Source organism: Streptomyces cupreus (assembly GCF_014257025.1).
In the GTDB taxonomy this organism is placed as follows: Bacteria; Actinomycetota; Actinomycetes; order Streptomycetales; family Streptomycetaceae; genus Streptomyces; species Streptomyces cupreus.
Genome location: NZ_JACMSF010000042.1, coordinates 1 through 16,592, shown reverse-complemented (window position 1 = coordinate 16,592; position 16,592 = coordinate 1). Strand labels below are relative to the sequence as shown.

Here is a 16,592-nt window from a genome sequence, read left to right as displayed (position 1 = left end):
CGATGTCGGCCCTCAGCGGCCAACCCACACCGTCCCTCCGTACACCCCCGATGGTCAACATCCACGGCACCCGGAAGCGGACATGCCACTGGGGCGGCACCAGGCACCAACACCCTGCCGCCCCAGCCGACCGTCACCCTCAGGTCGTCGTACGCCGCCGACGCGCCCCCGGCCGCCGCTCGCTCGGCCGGGTCACCGCGTCCCCCGCCTCCACGGCCGCGGCCCGACGCCTGGCACCGAAGTCGGCCAGCGCCTCGGCCAGCTTGTGGACGGACGGCTCGGGAGCCATCACATCCACCCGCAGCCCGTGCTCCTCGGCGGTCTTCGCGGTCGCCGGACCGATACAGGCGATCACGGTCACGTTGTGCGGTTTGCCGGCGATACCCACCAGGTTCCGCACGGTGGAGGACGACGTGAAGAGAACGGCGTCGAAGCCACCCCCCTTGATCGCCTCCCGGGTCTCCGCCGGCGGCGGCGACGCCCGCACGGTCCGATAGGCCGTGACGTCGTCCACCTCCCACCCGAGCTCGATCAGACCCGCGACCAGCGTCTCGGTGGCGATATCGGCCCGCGGCAGGAACACCCGGTCGATCGGGTCGAAGACGGGGTCGTACGGCGGCCAGTCCTCCAGCAGGCCCGCGGCCGACTGCTCCCCGGAGGGCACCAGATCGGGCTTCACGCCGAAGGCGATCAGCGCCTTCGCCGTCTGCTCCCCCACCGCGGCGACCTTGATGCCGGCGAACGCCCGAGCGTCGAGCCCGTACTCCTCGAACTTCTCCCGCACGGCCTTCACGGCGTTGACCGACGTGAAGGCGATCCACTCGTACCGCCCGGTCACCAGGCCCTTGACCGCGCGCTCCATCTGCTGAGGCGTCCGCGGCGGCTCGACGGCGATCGTCGGCACCTCGTGCGGCACGGCCCCGTACGACCGAAGCTGGTCGGAGAGCGAAGCCGCCTGCTCCTTCGTGCGCGGCACGAGCACCCGCCACCCGAAGAGCGGCTTGGACTCGAACCACGACAGCTGGTCGCGCTGGGCGGCGGAGGAACGCTCACCGACCACGGCTATGACCGGCCGCCCGCCCTCGGGCGAGGGCAGCACCTTGGCCTGCTTCAGCGTCTGCGCGATGGTGCCCAGCGTCGCCGTCCAGGTCCGCTGCCGGGTGGTGGTACCGGCGACGGTGACCGTCATGGGCGTATCGGGCTTACGCCCGGCGGCGACCAGCTCACCGGCAGCGGCGGCGACGGAGTCGAGGGTCGTCGAGACGACCACCGTGCCGTCGGAGGCACCCACCTCCGTCCAGCACCGGTCGGACGCCGTCCGCGCGTCCACGAACCGCACGTCCGCGCCCTGCGCGTCGCGCAGCGGCACACCGGCGTACGCGGGCACACCGACCGCGGCCGCGACACCGGGGACGACCTCGAAGGGCACCCCCGCCGCGGCGCACGCCAGCATCTCCCCGGCGGCGTACGCGTCGAGCCCGGGGTCCCCGGACACCGCACGCACGACCCGCCTGCCGCTCCGCGCGGCCTCCATGACAAGATGTGAGGCATCCCGCACAGCGGGTGCCCCAGCGGTTGTTGACGTGCCGTCAACAACCGCTAGCTGAGGCGTGCCTGTGTCCGGACCTGGATCCGCGGAAGGATCCGGGTTCACTACGGCGACGCCCGACCTGGCGTGCACGCGGACGACGTCGAGCACCTCGTGCTCGGCGACGAGAACGTCCGCGTTCGCCAGCGCCTCCACGGCGCGCAGAGTCAGTAGTCCCGGATCCCCGGGTCCGGCACCGAGGAAGGTGACGTGCCCGTGTTCGAGGCCGGTGGGAAGGGTGGTGGGGCTCAATGTGCTCGCTCCCCCATCAGACCGGCCGCGCCCTGGGCAAGCATCTCGGTGGCGAGTTCGCGACCGAGCGCCAGCGCCTGGTCGTGCGTCTCGGGCACGGGACCGGTGGTGGACAGCTGCACCGTACGAGTGCCGTCGGTCGTGCCGACGACGCCCCGCAGGCGCATTTCCTTGACAATCTGCCCGTCGGCCAGAAGGTCGGCCAGCGCGCCCACAGGGGCGCTGCAACCGGCCTCCAGGGCGGCGAGCAGTGACCGCTCGGCAGTCACGGCGACCCGCGTGAACGGGTCGTCGAGCTCACCGAGCGCGGCGATCAGGTCCGCGTTGTCCGCGGCGCACTCGATCGCCAGAGCCCCCTGGCCGGGGGCGGGCAAAACCGTGTCGACCGACAGGAAGTCGGTCACCTCGTCGATCCGGCCGATGCGGTTCAGTCCGGCGGCGGCGAGCACGACGGCATCCAGCTCACCGTCCCGCACATACCCGATCCGCGTGTCGACATTGCCCCGGATCGGGACCGTCTCGATGTCCAGACCGTGGCCGCGCGCATACGCGTTCAGCTGCGCCATGCGGCGCGGCGAACCCGTACCGATGCGCGCCCCACGCGGCAGGTCGGTGAACTTCAGCGCGTCCCGGGCGACGATCACGTCCCGCGGGTCCTCGCGCACCGGGATGGCGGCCAGCACCAGCTCGTCGGGCTGCCCGGTCGGCAGGTCCTTCAGGGAGTGCACCGCGAAGTCGACCTCGCCCTTGAGCAGCGCCTCGCGCAGGGCGGTCACGAACACACCCGTGCCGCCGATCTGGGCGAGCGCCTCACGGGAGACATCGCCGTATGTGGTGATCTCGACGAGCTCCACGGGCCGCCCGGTCACCTGGCTCACGGCGTCCGCCACCTGCCCGGACTGGGCCATGGCGAGCTTGCTCCGCCGGGTCCCGAGCCTCAGTGCCTTGTCTTTCATGCCGGCCCTCGGTCCTTCTCGGTGCTGTCCTCGGCCCGGGAGACGGCGGCCACCGTCTCGGGGTCGAGGTCGAACAGGGTCCGCAGCGCGTCCGCGTACCCGGCGCCGCCGGGTTCGGCCGCGAGCTGCTTGACCCGTACGGTCGGCGCGTGCAGGAGCTTGTCCACGACGCGCTTCACGGTCTGGGTGATCTCGCTGCGGTGCTTGTCGTCGAGCCCCGGCAGCCGTCCTTCGAGCCGGGCGATCTCACCAGCCACCACATCGGCGGCCATGGTCCGCAACGCGACCACGGTCGGCGTGATGTGCGCGGCCCGCAGCGCCGCCCCGAATGCGGCGACCTCGTCGGAGACGATACGACGCACCTGGTCGACGTCGGCCGCCATGGGAGCGTCCGCCGAAGCCTCGGCCAGCGACTCGATGTCCACCAGCCGCACCCCGCCCAGCCGGTGCACGGCCGCGTCGATGTCCCGCGGCATGGCGAGATCGAGCAGATACAGCACGGGCTCGGGCCGCGGCGCCTCGACGACGGGCTCGGGCCTACGACGCTCGGGGATCCGTCCGACGGCCGCTGCGGCAGCCGCGAGCGCGGCAATGGCATCGGCCTCATCGGCGGGGCTGTGCGGACGCGGGATGCCGTTGTCCACCCAGGCGGCGTGCTGCTCCAGAGTGGCCGCGTCCATGCCGGCGACGGCTGCTTCCCCCATCACGGAGAAGCCGGTCTGGATGGCGGCAAGGTCGAGGGGGCAGTTCTCTTCGGTGACGGGGCCCGTCAGGCTGCGGGCATTCGCGCCGCCCAGGGTGGCGCCCGCTGCCGAAGAAGGCGGCACCCCGTCCGCGCCGGGCTGCGCGTCCGACCCCTCCGGCACCCGCCCTCCGACAGCGGCAGCAACAGCCTCGGCGCCGAGCACCAACCCCGTAGCCCCGGTACAGGACACCGCAACATCGGCACGTGTCAGTTCATCGGCCACCGCGTCCATCGGCACCGCACGAGCCGGCCCGGCCGTACCCTCGTTCAATATCTCCGCAAGCCGCTCGGCCCGGTCGGCCGTACGGTTCGCGATCACGACCTCCGCGACCCCGGCCCGCGCCAGCGTCGCCGCGGCCAGCGACGACATCGACCCGGCGCCGATGACCAGGGCCTTCTTCCCACGCACCCAGTCCTGCACCGCCGTACCACCGGAAAGCTGCTCCAGGCCGAAGGTGACCAGGGACTGCCCGGCGCGGTCGATGCCGGTCTCGGTGTGGGCGCGCTTGCCGACCCGCAGGGCCTGCTGGAACAGATCGTTCAGCAGGCGCCCCGCGGTGTGCAGGTCCTGCGCCCGGGCCAGCGAGTCCTTGATCTGCCCGAGGATCTGGCCCTCACCGATGACCATCGAGTCCAGACCACAGGCCACCGAGAAGAGGTGGTGGACGGCCCGGTCCTCGTAGTGCACGTAGAGGTAGGGGGTGAGCTCGTCGAGCCCGACCCCGCTGTGCTGCGCGAGCAGCGTGGACAGCTCCGCGACACCCGCGTGGAACTTGTCCACATCGGCGTACAGCTCGATGCGGTTGCAGGTGGCGAGCACCGCGGCCTCGGTGGCCGGCTCGGCGGCGACGGTGTCCTGGAGCAGCTTGATCTGGCCGTCCGTGCTCAGCGCGGCCCGCTCCAGCACGCTGACCGGAGCGCTGCGGTGACTCAGTCCTACGACGAGAAGACTCATGCCGGCATCACGGCGGGTACGTCCCCGTCGGGCCCCTTGTCGCCGGACTCGCCGCGGACGGCGGTCACCGGACCGGTGCCGTCGGTCGACGCGGCTTCCTCGCCGGCCTTGCGCTGCTCGTGGAAGGCGAGGATCTGCAGCTCGATGGAGAGGTCGACCTTGCGCACATCGACGCCCTCGGGGACGTTCAGCACGGTCGGCGCGAAGTTCAGGATGGAGGTGACACCGGCGGCGACCAGACGGTCGCACACCTGCTGGGCGGCACCGGCCGGGGTGGCGATGACACCGATGGAGACGCCGTTGTCCTCGATGATCTTCTCAAGGTCGTCGGTGTGCTGCACCGGGATCCCGGCGACGGGCTTTCCGGCCATTGCGGGATCGGCGTCGATCAGCGCCGCGACCCGGAATCCACGCGAGGCGAACCCGCCGTAGTTGGCCAGCGCGGCGCCGAGGTTACCAATACCTACGATCACAACCGGCCAGTCCTGGGTCAGCCCCAGTTCGCGGGAGATCTGGTACACGAGATACTCGACGTCGTAACCCACACCACGCGTCCCGTAGGAGCCCAGGTACGAGAAGTCCTTGCGCAGCTTGGCGGAGTTGACCCCAGCCGCGGCGGCGAGCTCCTCGGAGGAGACCGTGGGTACCGAGCGCTCCGACAGTGCGGTCAGCGCGCGGAGGTACAGCGGAAGCCGGGCGACGGTGGCCTCGGGAATCCCTCGGCTACGGGTCGCCGGTCGGTGAGTTCGGCCAGTTGCCACGGTGCTCCTGCGGGTAGAGCGGGGCTGCAGGCGGTCATGCGTCCCCAGACCGCCCCGTCGAATGCAGGCTATGTCTTTGTGAACGCGTGCACAAAGATGGTGTCCGATTTGCCCGGCCAACGTGACCGGGGTCACGCGCATCTCTCCTGGAGGCAAAACCGCACACTTCCCTCATCAATACCGCCCCCAAGACCAACTCTCCATCGATCCTAAGCGACGGGCCGGACCAGTTGGACTAGTCAGTCAGTGCCTTGCGGAGGCGGTCCTCGTTCACGCGCCAGAAGGTGTGCTGCTCCCCGTCGACGAGCACCACGGGGATCTGTTCCCAGTATTCGTCGTGGAGTTGGGGGTCCTCGGTGATGTCCTTCTGCTCCCAGGGGACGCCCAGGTCTCCGCAGACCTTCTCGATGACGATCTGTGCGTCATCACACAGATGACAGCCCGGTTTGCGGATGAGGGTGACGAGCCGGTCCTCGGGCGACCTGGCCGGGCGGCGGCGAAAGATGGGACTCATGTCGGCCATTCTCGCTCGTCGGCAGACGCCCGGAACCCCTGGGAAACCGTCGGACAACGCGCCGACCAGATCAGTTCTTTAACGACACGGTCGCGGAGAGTTCACAGCCTCCAAACCTCTCGACTCCGGTGGCACCGAACAAACTGGCTATGCTCACGTCATGGCCGCTCTCGGATGGCTCACTCCCCGTAGGCGCTCCGCCACGGCGCGGAGCGTGTTGGCAGGCGAGGCCTCGGCGGAGGCAGCGCGCAAGTCGGTCCCCGAATCCGTGCCGGAGTCCGCACCGGAGGAGGAACCGGAGTTCCCGGTACTCGGGGACGACCAGGCGGCGGCGTTCTTCGACCTGGACAACACCGTGATGCAGGGTGCCGCGCTGTTCCACTTCGGGCGGGGCCTGTACAAGCGGAAGTTCTTCGAGACCCGCGATCTGGCCCGGTTCGCCTGGCAGCAGGCGTGGTTCCGGCTGGCTGGGGTCGAGGATCCGGAGCACATGCAGGACGCACGGGACTCGGCGCTGTCGATCGTGAAGGGTCACCGGGTCTCCGAGCTGATGTCGATCGGCGAGGAGATCTACGACGAGTACATGGCGGAGCGGATCTGGCCGGGGACGCGGGCGCTGGCGCAGGCGCACCTGGACGCGGGGCAGAAGGTGTGGCTGGTGACGGCGGCGCCGGTGGAGATCGCGCAGGTGATCGCGCGCCGGCTGGGGCTGACGGGGGCGCTGGGGACGGTGGCCGAGTCGGTGGACGGCGTGTACACGGGCAAGCTGGTGGGCGAGCCGCTGCACGGGCCGGCGAAGGCGGAAGCGGTACGGGCGCTGGCCTCGGCGGAGGGCCTGGATCTGTCGCGCTGCGCGGCCTACAGCGACAGTCACAACGACATCCCGATGCTCTCTCTGGTGGGCCACCCCTACGCGATCAACCCGGACACGAAGCTCCGCAAGCACGCCCGCGAACTGGACTGGCGCCTGCGCGACTACCGCACCGGCCGCAAGGCGGCAAAGGTCGGCATCCCGGCAGCGGCGGGCGTCGGCGCGGTGGCCGGCGGCACGGCGGCCGCGATCGCGCTCTCGCGCCGTCGCCGGTAGTACCTGCGGCGGCCTGCGCGCGCGGGTGGGGTACGCGCAGCGCCCGGGCCGCGCCGACCGAACCCGGCCAATCCCGACGTCGTACCCCCACAACCCTCTGTGCAGTCCCCTTGGCCGCACACGGCCACAACACGCCCCGGGCGCGACCGAAATACGCCCCCTCTGATCAACAACCGGTCACGATACGGCACTTGATTGACCGTCATTCGGTTACAGAAGCGACGTAATCGATGATTTGAGCAACTGGGTGTAGCAGTGCCTGCACGAAGCGTTATTCTCCTCAGACGCAAACCGGTACCTCTCCGTCGCTACGACGGGTGAACGGTCCCGCACTGCACGTGATGGAAGCTCTGCCTCTGGGAGTCCCGTGTACCCACACGTCGGGGTTGACGCCTCGGGCCTGGCTACGCTGCGCGCAACGGTCCAAGACCTGTTGCGCGGCTTCGTCCCCACCGCGTACGCCGTCCCCACCCTCGCCGTCGCCGCCGCCCCCGTCGGCCCGTGCTACGCGCTCGCCGACGGCAGCGCCGCCGTCGGCAGACGGGGGCGTTCGGCCGGTGCCACGACCGCCCGGCGTCCGGCCGCTGACAGCGACAGCGCCCGCATGATGGATCTCGTCGAACGCGCCCAGGCCGGCGAGGCCGAAGCCTTCGGGCGGCTCTACGACCAGTACAGCGACACGGTTTATCGGTACATCTATTACCGGGTCGGGGGGAAGGCCACCGCCGAGGACCTCACGAGTGAGACCTTTCTCCGGGCGCTTAGGCGGATCGGCACCTTCACCTGGCAAGGGCGGGACTTCGGCGCGTGGCTCGTCACCATCGCCCGCAATCTCGTCGCCGACCACTTCAAGTCCAGCCGCTTCCGCCTGGAGGTCACCACCGGCGAGATGCTCGACGCCAACGAGGTCGAGCGGTCCCCTGAGGATTCGGTGCTGGAGTCGCTCTCCAATGCGGCTCTGCTCGACGCCGTACGGCGGCTCAATCCTCAGCAGCAGGAGTGCGTCACGCTCCGCTTCCTCCAGGGGCTGTCCGTCGCCGAGACCGCCCGCGCCATGGGCAAGAACGAGGGCGCCATCAAGACACTCCAGTACCGCGCCGTACGCACCCTCGCCCGGCTCCTGCCGGACGACGCCCGCTGATCGCATACGCTCGGTAGTACTCAACTCGCTTTCGGTGAAAGTCCGTTGACTCCCCGATCCGATCATCCGCCGTCCGTAACCCAAGTGCCGAGCCGCTCGTTGTGCGGGATGCAGGCTCCCTGTGGTCACTACCCGGCCGTCTCCGATCACTCGATCGTGTGGATGTGGTCAGGTCGTGCAACCCTCAGGACCCCCTGGGGAGTCGACCGTCATGACGAGAGGAGGTGCCGCCAGTGATCGCGAACGTATCGGCGCACCGGCGGGCGAACGCCTTCGCCCAGGCCCTGCAGGAGCAGTCCGACCGGGGTACGGCGGCCGAGCAGTCCGAAGGACCGGCACCGGCCCCGGCTGCTGCGGAACAGACCGAGCAGGGCCGCCTGTTGGCCCTCGCGTCGGGTCTCGGCGAGCTGCCCAAGCCGGAGATGGATCCCGAGGTCAAGGTCGTCCAGCGCGCTCAGCTCGTGGCCGCGATGGAGGCCATGCTGCTGGAGGGCTCCGGAGGCGGGGCGGATTCTTCGGTACCCGAGCAGCGTTCCCGTCGGGCCCGGGGCGCCCACCGGGCGAGTCCGCTGGGCAAGTTGCGACCGCGGTCCCGGCTCACCAAGGGCCTCGCCGCGGGCGGCCTCAGCGTCGGAGTCGCCGCCGGCGCCTTCGGCGGAGTCGCCGCCGCCAGCGGTGACGCCCTGCCCGGCGACTCGCTCTACGGCCTCAAGCGCGGCATAGAGGACTTCAAGCGCGGCCTCGCCGACGGCGACAGCGAGCGCGGCCAGGTCTTCCTCGACCAGGCCTCCACCCGGCTGAGCGAGGCGCGTCGGCTGATGGAGCGCGGCCGCAGCGGCCACCTCGACCACGAGTCCCTCGGCGAGATCCGCCGCGCCCTGTCCGGGATGCATCACGACGCCTCCGAGGGCCATCGCCTGCTCTCCGCGGCGTATGCGGCCGACCCGGACTCCCTCGGCCCCATCCAGGCGCTGTCCACCTTCTCCCGCTCGCACCGCGGCACCTGGGGCGCCCTGCGCGACCGGCTCCCCGTCCAGCTCGGCGACGTCGGCGAGCAGGTGTCGTCGGTCTTCGACGCCATAGACGAAGAAGTGGCCCCGCTGCAGTCCCTGCTGCCCGAGCTCCCCGCCCAGGGCGGCGACGGCATGTGGCAGGGCGGTTCCGGCGCGGCCTCCACCGGCTCGTCCGGTACGGACCGCTCGACCGCCCCCAGCAGCGGCATCAGCACCTCCGACGGCCGCCAGTCCAGCAGCGGGAGCCCCAGCAAGTCCGCGAGCTCCGGCAGCGAGGACGACGGCCTGCTCGGTGGCAGCACGGGAGGCCTGCTCGACTCGCCCCTGAACAGCACCGACAGTACGACTCCGTCGACCGGCGACATGCCGCTCCCGGAGCCGGATGTGACCCTCCCGCCGCTGCTCCCGGGCCTGCTCCCCGGGCTCGGCATCGAAGGCGAGGACGCGAACTAGGCAGTACGCGTATCGGGGGCGCCCTTCTTCGGAAGGGCGCCCCCGATGCCGTATAAACGTTTCTTCTGTCCGCGAAGGATGGCCTAGAAGAACACCGATCTGCGCTGCACCAGCAGCTTGTACAAGGTGTGCTGGATCTGTTCCCTGACCTGGTCCGTCAGGTTGAACATCAGCATCGGGTCCTCGGCCGCCTCCGGTGGATAGCCGTCCGTGCGGATCGGCTCGCCGAACTGGATCGTCCACTTCGTCGGGAGGGGGATCGCGCCCAGCGGGCCCAGCCAGGGGAAGGTCGGGGTCAGCGGGAAGTACGGGAAGCCGAGGACCCGGGCCAGCGTCCTGGCGTTGCCGATCATCGGGTAGATCTCCTCCGCGCCCACGATCGAGCACGGGATGATCGGCGCGCCCTGGCGCAGCGCGGTCGAGACGAAGCCGCCACGGCCGAAGCGCTGGAGCTTGTAGCGCTCGCTGAAGGGCTTGCCGATGCCCTTGAAGCCCTCCGGCATCACCCCGACCAGCTCGCCCTGGCCGAGAAGGCGTTCGGCGTCCTCCGCGCAGGCCAGGGTGTGGCCGAGCTTGCGCGCGAGTTCGTTGACCACCGGCAGCATGAAGACCAGGTCCGCCGCGAGCAGCCGCAGATGACGCCCCGCCGGGTGGTTGTCGTGGACGGCGACCTGCATCATCAGGCCGTCCAGCGGCAGGGTGCCGGAGTGGTTGGCGACGATCAGGGCGCCGCCCTCGGACGGGATGTTCTCCACGCCCTTCACCTCGACCCGGAAGTACTTCTCGTACACCGGGCGCAGCAGCGACATCAGGACCTGGTCGGTCAGCTCCTCGTCGTAGCCGAAGTCGTCGACCTCGTAGTCCCCGGTGAGACGGCGGCGCAGAAAGGACAGGCCGCCGGCGATGCGCCGCTCCAGGCCGCCGTCCTGCGGCTCCCGCTTCTCCTGTGTCACCGGAACATCATCCTGCGAGGCAGCCCGGTCGGGCAGGGTCTTGACCTCACGTACCAGCGCGGGCTCCGCGCTCTTGCGCCGGTTCCCCGCGCTCCGGCGCCGCGCCGGCCGCTGTACGGCGCCCGCGCGGGACCGGTCGTCGTCGAACGGAATGACCTTGGCGTCCGCCATCGTTGATGCGCTCCTCAGTTGGCGCTCTGCGTCGGGGGGTGACCGCTGCCCTGGAGGGACAGCGCGGCGATCCGGTCGACGGCCCCCGCAAGGGCCTCCGGCGGGAGCAGTCCGGGTCCGCGGCTGCGCGCGAATTCCGCGAAGGTCTCCGCGGTCGTGTACTTCGGCTGGAAGCCTAGGGTCTCGCGCATCTGATCCGTGGCCACGACCCGGCCGTGGGTGAGCAGCCGGATCTGTTCGGGCGAGAAGTCCGTCATGCCGAGCGTGCGCACCAGCGAGCCGGCCCAGGTGACGGCGGGCAGCAGCAGGGGCACGGTGGGCCGGCCGAGCCGTCGCGAACACTGCGACAGCAGCAGGACTCCGTCGCCGGCGATATTGAAGGTGCCGCTGTTGAGGGTGCCCCGCTCGGGCTCGTGCGAGGCGATCCGCAGCACCTCGATCACATCGTCCTCGTGCACGAACTGCAACCGCGGGTCGTAGCCGAAGACGGTCGGCAGCACGGGCAGCGAGAAGTACGCGGCGAGCGGCGAGTCAGCGGTCGGGCCGAGGATGTTGGCGAACCGCAGCACACACACGGCGACGTCCGGCCGCCGCCGGGCGAAGCCGCGCACATACCCCTCGACCTCGACGGTGTCCTTGGCGAACCCGCCACTGGGCAGGGACTTCGGCGGGGTGGTCTCGGTGAAGACTGCGGGATCGCGCGGCGCCGACCCGTACACGTTCGTACTGGACTTCACCACCAGCCGCTTCACGGTCGGCGACTTCTGGCACGCGCCGAGCAGCTGCATGGTGCCGATGACGTTGGTCTCCTTGACCGTGGTCCGGCTGCCACTGCCGAGCGCCGTGCCCGTCACATCCATGTGTACGACCGTGTCGGCGGCCGTCTCGGCCAGCACCCGCGCGATGGTGGGCTGCCGGATGTCGGCCTGGATGAAGTCCGCGCCGCCCAGATGGTGCTCGGGCGCAACCGCGTCCACGGCGACGACCCGGTCCACCTGTGGGTCACGCTGGATCCGACGTACGAACCGGCCTCCCAGTTGACGGGCCACTCCGGTCACGAGCACGATCTTGCCCAAGATCAGCGCCTTCCTTCCAGGAATCGTCCAGACCTGCTCTACCGCTGCTCGTTACCCTGCCGGGTTCCCCGTGTGCGGCCAACTTAGCGGGTCGATGTTGCGCTGTGATGACCACCCAATGCACGAAGTGACGACAGCGACAGACGTACGAACAGACCAAGCCATGCCGGTGTCCAGACATACGCACAGAGTCCGGCCCACCGCACAACTGGGCTGCGAACGCGCGTGGCCCCCCACCTGATCCGGTGGGGGGCCACACATGCTCTCGCGGCTCGCGTCGCGAACTTACTTCTTGTTGCGACGCTGAACGCGCGTGCGCTTGAGCAGCTTGCGGTGCTTCTTCTTGGCCATCCGCTTGCGCCGCTTCTTGATAACAGAGCCCACGACTACCCTCGCTCACTTCTCATCACTCGGTGTTTGGGCGCCATGGGCCCACACGACCTACGAGGGGCTAGCCTACCCGCCCGAGCGCTGAGGTCGTAATCGAGGCGGCGGGGGGAGATCCGCTGGTGCCCTGAGGATCCCCCCACGCCCTTTGCCGTCAGGCGGTTTCCACCCCCACATAGCTCTCGCGGAGGTACTCGTGTACCGCTTGCTCGGGGACGCGGAAGGACCGCCCCACCCGGATCGCGGGCAGATGACCGCTGTGCACCAGCCGGTACACGGTCATCTTCGACACTCGCATCACCGAGGCGACTTCCGCCACGGTAAGGAACTGAACCTCGTTCAGAGGCCTCTCGCCAGCTGCAGCCATGACACACCTGAACCTTCCGCACTCGACGGCCACCGGCTTCCCCTTCCGGTGACTCTTCGTCGCTGCGTGCTCACTCCCCAATGTAGGGGCGGGTGATGCGAGTGGGGAAGAGGTGCACCCATCGGCGGCCTACTGTGACAGACACGCTCGATTGAGTACGTAGCGGGTAAGCGGCCGGTAGTAATCAGACCGCACAGCGTCATCAAGTGGAACGACGACGGACACGACCCCCTCGGCCTCCCCCACGAAGAGCGCGGGGTCATCGGTATCGGCGAGCCCAATGGCCTCAAACCCCAGCTGACCTGCCCCGCAGACCCAGCCGTGATCCCCGATCACCAGCTCCGGCAACGGCCCGCCGGCCTCGGCGGCCGCGGCCAGCGCGGTACGAACCGGGAGCGGCGAGTGGGTGTGTGCGCCGGGCTCACCACCGGAGCTCGGGGCACCGGGTTCGCGTACGAGCGCGACTCCTCGTACGTAGTCAAGGTTGTACGTACGTAGACCGAACCGGGTCGTTATGTCGATACAGCGACCCTGCGCCGGTGTGAGTACGGCACATCCAGCCGCCGAGAGAGCGTCCGCCAAGGCGACGTAGAAACCGAGCAGTCGATGCGGGTGTCCGGTCCCGAGCAGGACGGGGGCGCCGCGCTGGGCGGCAGCGCCGATCCGCTCGGCGAAGGCGTCGAGCGCGACCAGGGTTCGTGCGGGATCGATCACATCATGCCCGTCGCTGCGCAACGGATCGCCGGAAACCCCGCATCTGTCGGCCATGAGCTCGATCAATTCCAGCTGCCCCCAGGACGATTCAGGATCAAGCCCGATCAACACACGAGGATCCCGAGCCGCGAAGAGCCGATAACTCCGCAAACTCTCCTCGCGCGAAGTCGCCACAACCCCGGCCAACCGAGCGGCAACGAGATGAGCACGCAGAGCACCGATGGACAACACGGGAGCGATGCTGACGGGCGGGGGGCGAGGGTGCGGGGTGGAATGGGGGAAGTGCACACGGTTGGCGTAACCGGGGGGCCGCTTGGGGGGGGCGAAAAGCCCCACCCCCTACGCCAGCAGCCCCCGCAACGGAAACACCGCCCGCCGAGCCGCCAGCACCGCCTGGTCCAACCGGTCCGCAGGGTCGTACCCCGCCTCCCAGTCCCCCCACCTGACAGGCCACCGCCCGTCAGTCATCCGCACCGGCGCCAACTGCCGCGTACGAACGAACACTTCCTGCCGCCACTCCTCAGGAATCGAAGCCTCCGGAGCAATCTCCCGCCCCGCGGCAATCCCCACCAGATGCGTCCACGACCGCGGCACCACATCCACCACCGCGTACCCGCCACCCCCGAGCGCCACCCACCGCCCCTCGGCGTACTCATGTGCCAACGAATGGCAGGCAACCTGCACAGCCCGCTGCGCATCGAGCGACACAGCCAAATGCGCCAACGGATCCTCGAAGTGCGTATCCGCGCCATGCTGCGTCACCAACACCTGCGGCCGAAAATCAGCGATCAACTCCGGCACCACAGCATGAAACGCCCGCAACCACCCCGCGTCCCCGGTCCCCGCCGGCAACGCCACATTCACCGCCGACCCTTCCGCGACCCCTGCCGCCCCGGTCTCCTCAGGCCACCCGGTCTGCGGAAACAACGTCCGAGGATGCTCATGCAGGGAGATCGTCAGAACCCGCGGATCCTCCCAGAAGGCCGCCTGCACACCGTCCCCGTGATGCACATCCACGTCCACATACGCGACCCGCTCAGCACCCAGCTCCAGCAACCGCGCGATGGCCAGCGACGCGTCGTTGTAGATGCAGAACCCCGAAGCACCCCCGGACATCGCATGATGCAACCCACCCGCGAAGTTCACCGCGTGCAGCGCCTCCCCGCGCCACACCGCCTCCGCGGCCCCCACCGACTGCCCCGCGATCAGCGCCGAGACCTCATGCATCCCCGCGAACGCGGGATCATCGAGCGTCCCAAGACCGTACGACCCGTCCGCCACCCCGGGATCCGCCGACGCCGCCTTCACGGCCGCGATGTAGTCCTCCCGGTGCACGAGCCGCAACGTCGAGTCCCCCGCCGCCTTCGCCGCGACCACATCCACGTCCTGGTCGAGCCCGAAGGCCTCGACCAGTCGCCGGGTCAGGGCAAGCCGGACCGGATCCATCGGATGGTCCGGACCGAAGTCATACCCCGTTACTGCCTCGTCCCACATCAGCTGTGCGCGGCCGCTCATGCCCGCCACCGTATCGGTCCGGTTGAGCCTCGAACGACCGGGCATACACGAGCGTCACCAGCACCAACACCATCGGCACAAGCATCGCCCCGCGATAACTCCACGCATCGCCCAAGGCCCCCACCAACGGCGAACCGATCAAAAAGCCCACATAGTTGAACACATTCAGCCGAGCAACGGCCGCATCGGACGCCCCCGGGAACAACCGCCCCGCCGCGGCAAAGGTCTGCGGCACCAGCACACACAACCCCAGCCCCAGCAAGGTGAACCCGAGCATCCCCACCCAGGCCCCAGCCGCCACCGCCACGACGGCGAACCCGCCCGCGGCGACCACCGCCCCACCCCGCACCACGGCCACGGCCCCGAACCGCCGCACCCCGAAGTCCCCGATGGCCCGCCCCAACAGGGTCGTCACCATATAGACGTTGTACGGCACAGTCGCCAACTGCTCACTGCTCCCCAACACGTCCTGGAGATACTTCGCACTCCAGTTGGAGACCGTGGAATCCCCGATGTACGCGAAGGTCATCACCAGACACAGCGGCAACAGCACCTTGAACCCGACGCCGCCCGCCGACCCCTTCACCACCTCGTCCCTCACACCAACCGGCTCCCCGTCGACGTACCACCGACTGCCCACAAGCGCACCCGGCAACAGCGCCACAACGACGGGCAGATACGAGACGAACAGCGCGAGATCCCAGTGCGCCCCCACCCACGCCAGCGAGGCCCCGAGAATCCCGCCCAGGCTGTACGCCGCGTGAAAACTGAGCATGATGCTGCGCCCGTACGACCGCTGCAGACTCACCCCGAGCATGTTCATCGAGGCGTCCAACGCCCCCACGGACAGCCCGAACGCACCGAGCGCCACCCCCAGCTCGACCATCCGGTCCCCCGCCGCCACGCCCAACAGCGCCAGGAACACGACCGGCTGGGACCACCGCAGCACCCGACTCGGCGGCACCCGCTTCACCAGCCGCTCGGTCGCCACGCTCCCGACCCCGGCCAGGATCGGCACGGCGGCGAGAAAGGCCGGCAACAGCGCGTCGGAGACGCCGTACCGGTCCTGAATGGCCGGGATCCGGGTCACCAACAGCGCAAAGGCGACGCCCTGGGCGAAGAAGCTGAACGCCAGCGAGGCCCTGCCGCGCCGCAGCACATCAGTCATGGCGGCGAGCGTAGGGCCCCGGCGTACTCGTGGGTAGATCCAGCCAAAGATGAATTTCCCTCAGCTTTGGTCAGACCAGCAGACCGACCAACTCCCCCATGTCACCGAAGAGTCCAGTGGCACCCTCCAGCCGCGAGGCCGGCGTCATCGCCGTGAACCCGTACACGTCCATCCCGGCCGCGACGGCAGCCCGCACCCCCAGCGGACTGTCCTCCACGACGACGCACCGCTCCGGCGCGACCCCCATCCGCTCGGCCGCATGGAGAAACAGATCCGGCGCCGGCTTCCCCCGCCCGACATCCTGCGAACTGAAGATCCGCCCGTCCTCGAACCATCGAGCCAGCCCGGTGGTCCGATGCCCCACCCGAATCCGCTCATGACTCCCGGACGAGGCCACGCAGTACGGCACCCCATCGGCGGCAAGCTTCTCCAGCACCCCCACAGCCCCGTCCACAGGCTTCAACTCCCGCTCGAAGGCCGCGAACACCCGCGCATGAAAGACATCATCGAAGTCCACCGGCAACCGCTCCCCGGTCCGCTCCTCGACAAGATCGTGTACGCGGTGCATGGCCGCGCCCATGTAGTCGCGCAGGGAGTCCTCGTAGGAGGTCGGGTGCCCCAGCTCGGTGAGATAGGCGGCGAGCAGTCGGTTGGAGATGGGCTCACTGTCGACGAGCACACCGTCGTTGTCGAAGATGACGAGGTCATAGCGCATGACCAAGAGCCTAAACGCAGAAAACCCCGCACCGGAAAGGAGCGGGGTTTTCCCAAAAATT

Annotated in this window: 16 protein-coding genes; 3 read left to right on the top strand and 13 right to left on the bottom strand. The window is 69.4% G+C overall.

Annotation, left to right across the window (positions count from 1 at the left end; translation table 11 throughout):
* Positions 1-139: 139 nt before the first annotated feature.
* The 5 genes from H4N64_RS30935 to H4N64_RS30915 form a co-directional block, all read right to left on the bottom strand.
* The gene (locus tag H4N64_RS30935; RefSeq protein WP_186285741.1) at positions 140-1,840 is read right to left on the bottom strand and encodes a bifunctional uroporphyrinogen-III C-methyltransferase/uroporphyrinogen-III synthase; all 1,701 of its coding nucleotides are present in this window, start codon (positions 1,838-1,840) and stop codon (positions 140-142) included.
* The gene (hemC, locus tag H4N64_RS30930; RefSeq protein WP_186285740.1) at positions 1,837-2,796 is read right to left on the bottom strand and encodes a hydroxymethylbilane synthase; all 960 of its coding nucleotides are present in this window, start codon (positions 2,794-2,796) and stop codon (positions 1,837-1,839) included. The genes H4N64_RS30935 and hemC overlap by 4 nt, the downstream gene beginning before the upstream one ends.
* Entirely contained in the window at positions 2,793-4,496 is a 1,704-nt protein-coding gene (locus H4N64_RS30925) for a glutamyl-tRNA reductase (RefSeq protein WP_186285739.1), read from the bottom strand. The genes hemC and H4N64_RS30925 overlap by 4 nt, the downstream gene beginning before the upstream one ends.
* Positions 4,493-5,257, bottom strand: coding sequence for a redox-sensing transcriptional repressor Rex (locus H4N64_RS30920; RefSeq protein ID WP_186285738.1), 765 nt, complete (start codon positions 5,255-5,257; stop codon positions 4,493-4,495). The genes H4N64_RS30925 and H4N64_RS30920 overlap by 4 nt, the downstream gene beginning before the upstream one ends.
* A 235-nt stretch (positions 5,258-5,492) precedes the next feature.
* Positions 5,493-5,780 carry a glutaredoxin family protein gene (locus tag H4N64_RS30915; RefSeq protein WP_186285737.1) on the bottom strand — a complete coding sequence of 96 codons (288 nt, stop codon included), beginning with the start codon at positions 5,778-5,780 and terminating at the stop codon, positions 5,493-5,495.
* 151 nt (positions 5,781-5,931) lie between these two features.
* On the opposite strand from H4N64_RS30915, the gene H4N64_RS30910 reads away from it, so the two are divergent.
* The 3 genes from H4N64_RS30910 to H4N64_RS30900 all read left to right on the top strand — a co-directional run bounded on the left by H4N64_RS30910 (position 5,932) and on the right by H4N64_RS30900 (position 9,465).
* Complete coding sequence (locus H4N64_RS30910) at positions 5,932-6,858, top strand: HAD family hydrolase (protein ID WP_186285736.1); 927 nt, start codon at positions 5,932-5,934, stop codon at positions 6,856-6,858.
* A 367-nt stretch (positions 6,859-7,225) separates the two neighbouring features.
* A complete protein-coding gene (locus H4N64_RS30905; protein ID WP_186285735.1) occupies positions 7,226-7,999 on the top strand; it encodes an ECF subfamily RNA polymerase sigma factor, BldN family in 774 nt (257 codons plus the stop codon).
* Positions 8,000-8,232: 233 nt separating this feature from the next.
* On the top strand, positions 8,233-9,465 hold the full coding sequence (locus tag H4N64_RS30900) for a DUF5667 domain-containing protein (RefSeq protein WP_186285734.1): 1,233 nt from the start codon (positions 8,233-8,235) through the stop codon (positions 9,463-9,465).
* 83 nt (positions 9,466-9,548) lie between these two features.
* On the opposite strand, the gene H4N64_RS30895 is transcribed toward H4N64_RS30900, so the two are convergent.
* The 8 genes from H4N64_RS30895 to H4N64_RS30860 form a co-directional block, all read right to left on the bottom strand.
* On the bottom strand, positions 9,549-10,589 hold the full coding sequence (locus H4N64_RS30895; protein ID WP_186285733.1) for a lysophospholipid acyltransferase family protein: 1,041 nt from the start codon (positions 10,587-10,589) through the stop codon (positions 9,549-9,551).
* 14 nt (positions 10,590-10,603) lie between these two features.
* Complete coding sequence (locus H4N64_RS30890; RefSeq protein WP_186285732.1) at positions 10,604-11,665, bottom strand: NAD-dependent epimerase/dehydratase family protein; 1,062 nt, start codon at positions 11,663-11,665, stop codon at positions 10,604-10,606.
* A gap of 285 nt (positions 11,666-11,950) precedes the next feature.
* Positions 11,951-12,049: a 30S ribosomal protein bS22 gene (locus H4N64_RS30885; protein ID WP_003948845.1), complete on the bottom strand. Its 99-nt coding sequence runs from the start codon at positions 12,047-12,049 to the stop codon at positions 11,951-11,953.
* Between the two features lie 157 nt (positions 12,050-12,206).
* Positions 12,207-12,419, bottom strand: a complete 213-nt coding sequence (locus H4N64_RS30880; protein ID WP_004984898.1) for a helix-turn-helix domain-containing protein — start codon at positions 12,417-12,419, stop codon at positions 12,207-12,209.
* Positions 12,420-12,548: 129 nt separating this feature from the next.
* The gene (locus H4N64_RS30875) at positions 12,549-13,364 is read right to left on the bottom strand and encodes a phosphatase (RefSeq protein WP_186285731.1); all 816 of its coding nucleotides are present in this window, start codon (positions 13,362-13,364) and stop codon (positions 12,549-12,551) included.
* A 108-nt stretch (positions 13,365-13,472) separates the two neighbouring features.
* Positions 13,473-14,648, bottom strand: a complete 1,176-nt coding sequence (locus H4N64_RS30870; protein WP_186285730.1) for an acetoin utilization protein AcuC — start codon at positions 14,646-14,648, stop codon at positions 13,473-13,475.
* A complete protein-coding gene (locus H4N64_RS30865) occupies positions 14,599-15,816 on the bottom strand; it encodes an MFS transporter (protein WP_186285729.1) in 1,218 nt (405 codons plus the stop codon). Before H4N64_RS30865 ends, H4N64_RS30870 begins: the two co-directional genes overlap by 50 nt.
* A 70-nt stretch (positions 15,817-15,886) precedes the next feature.
* Entirely contained in the window at positions 15,887-16,531 is a 645-nt protein-coding gene (locus H4N64_RS30860) for an HAD family hydrolase (RefSeq protein ID WP_186285728.1), read from the bottom strand.
* Positions 16,532-16,592: the final 61 nt, after the last annotated feature.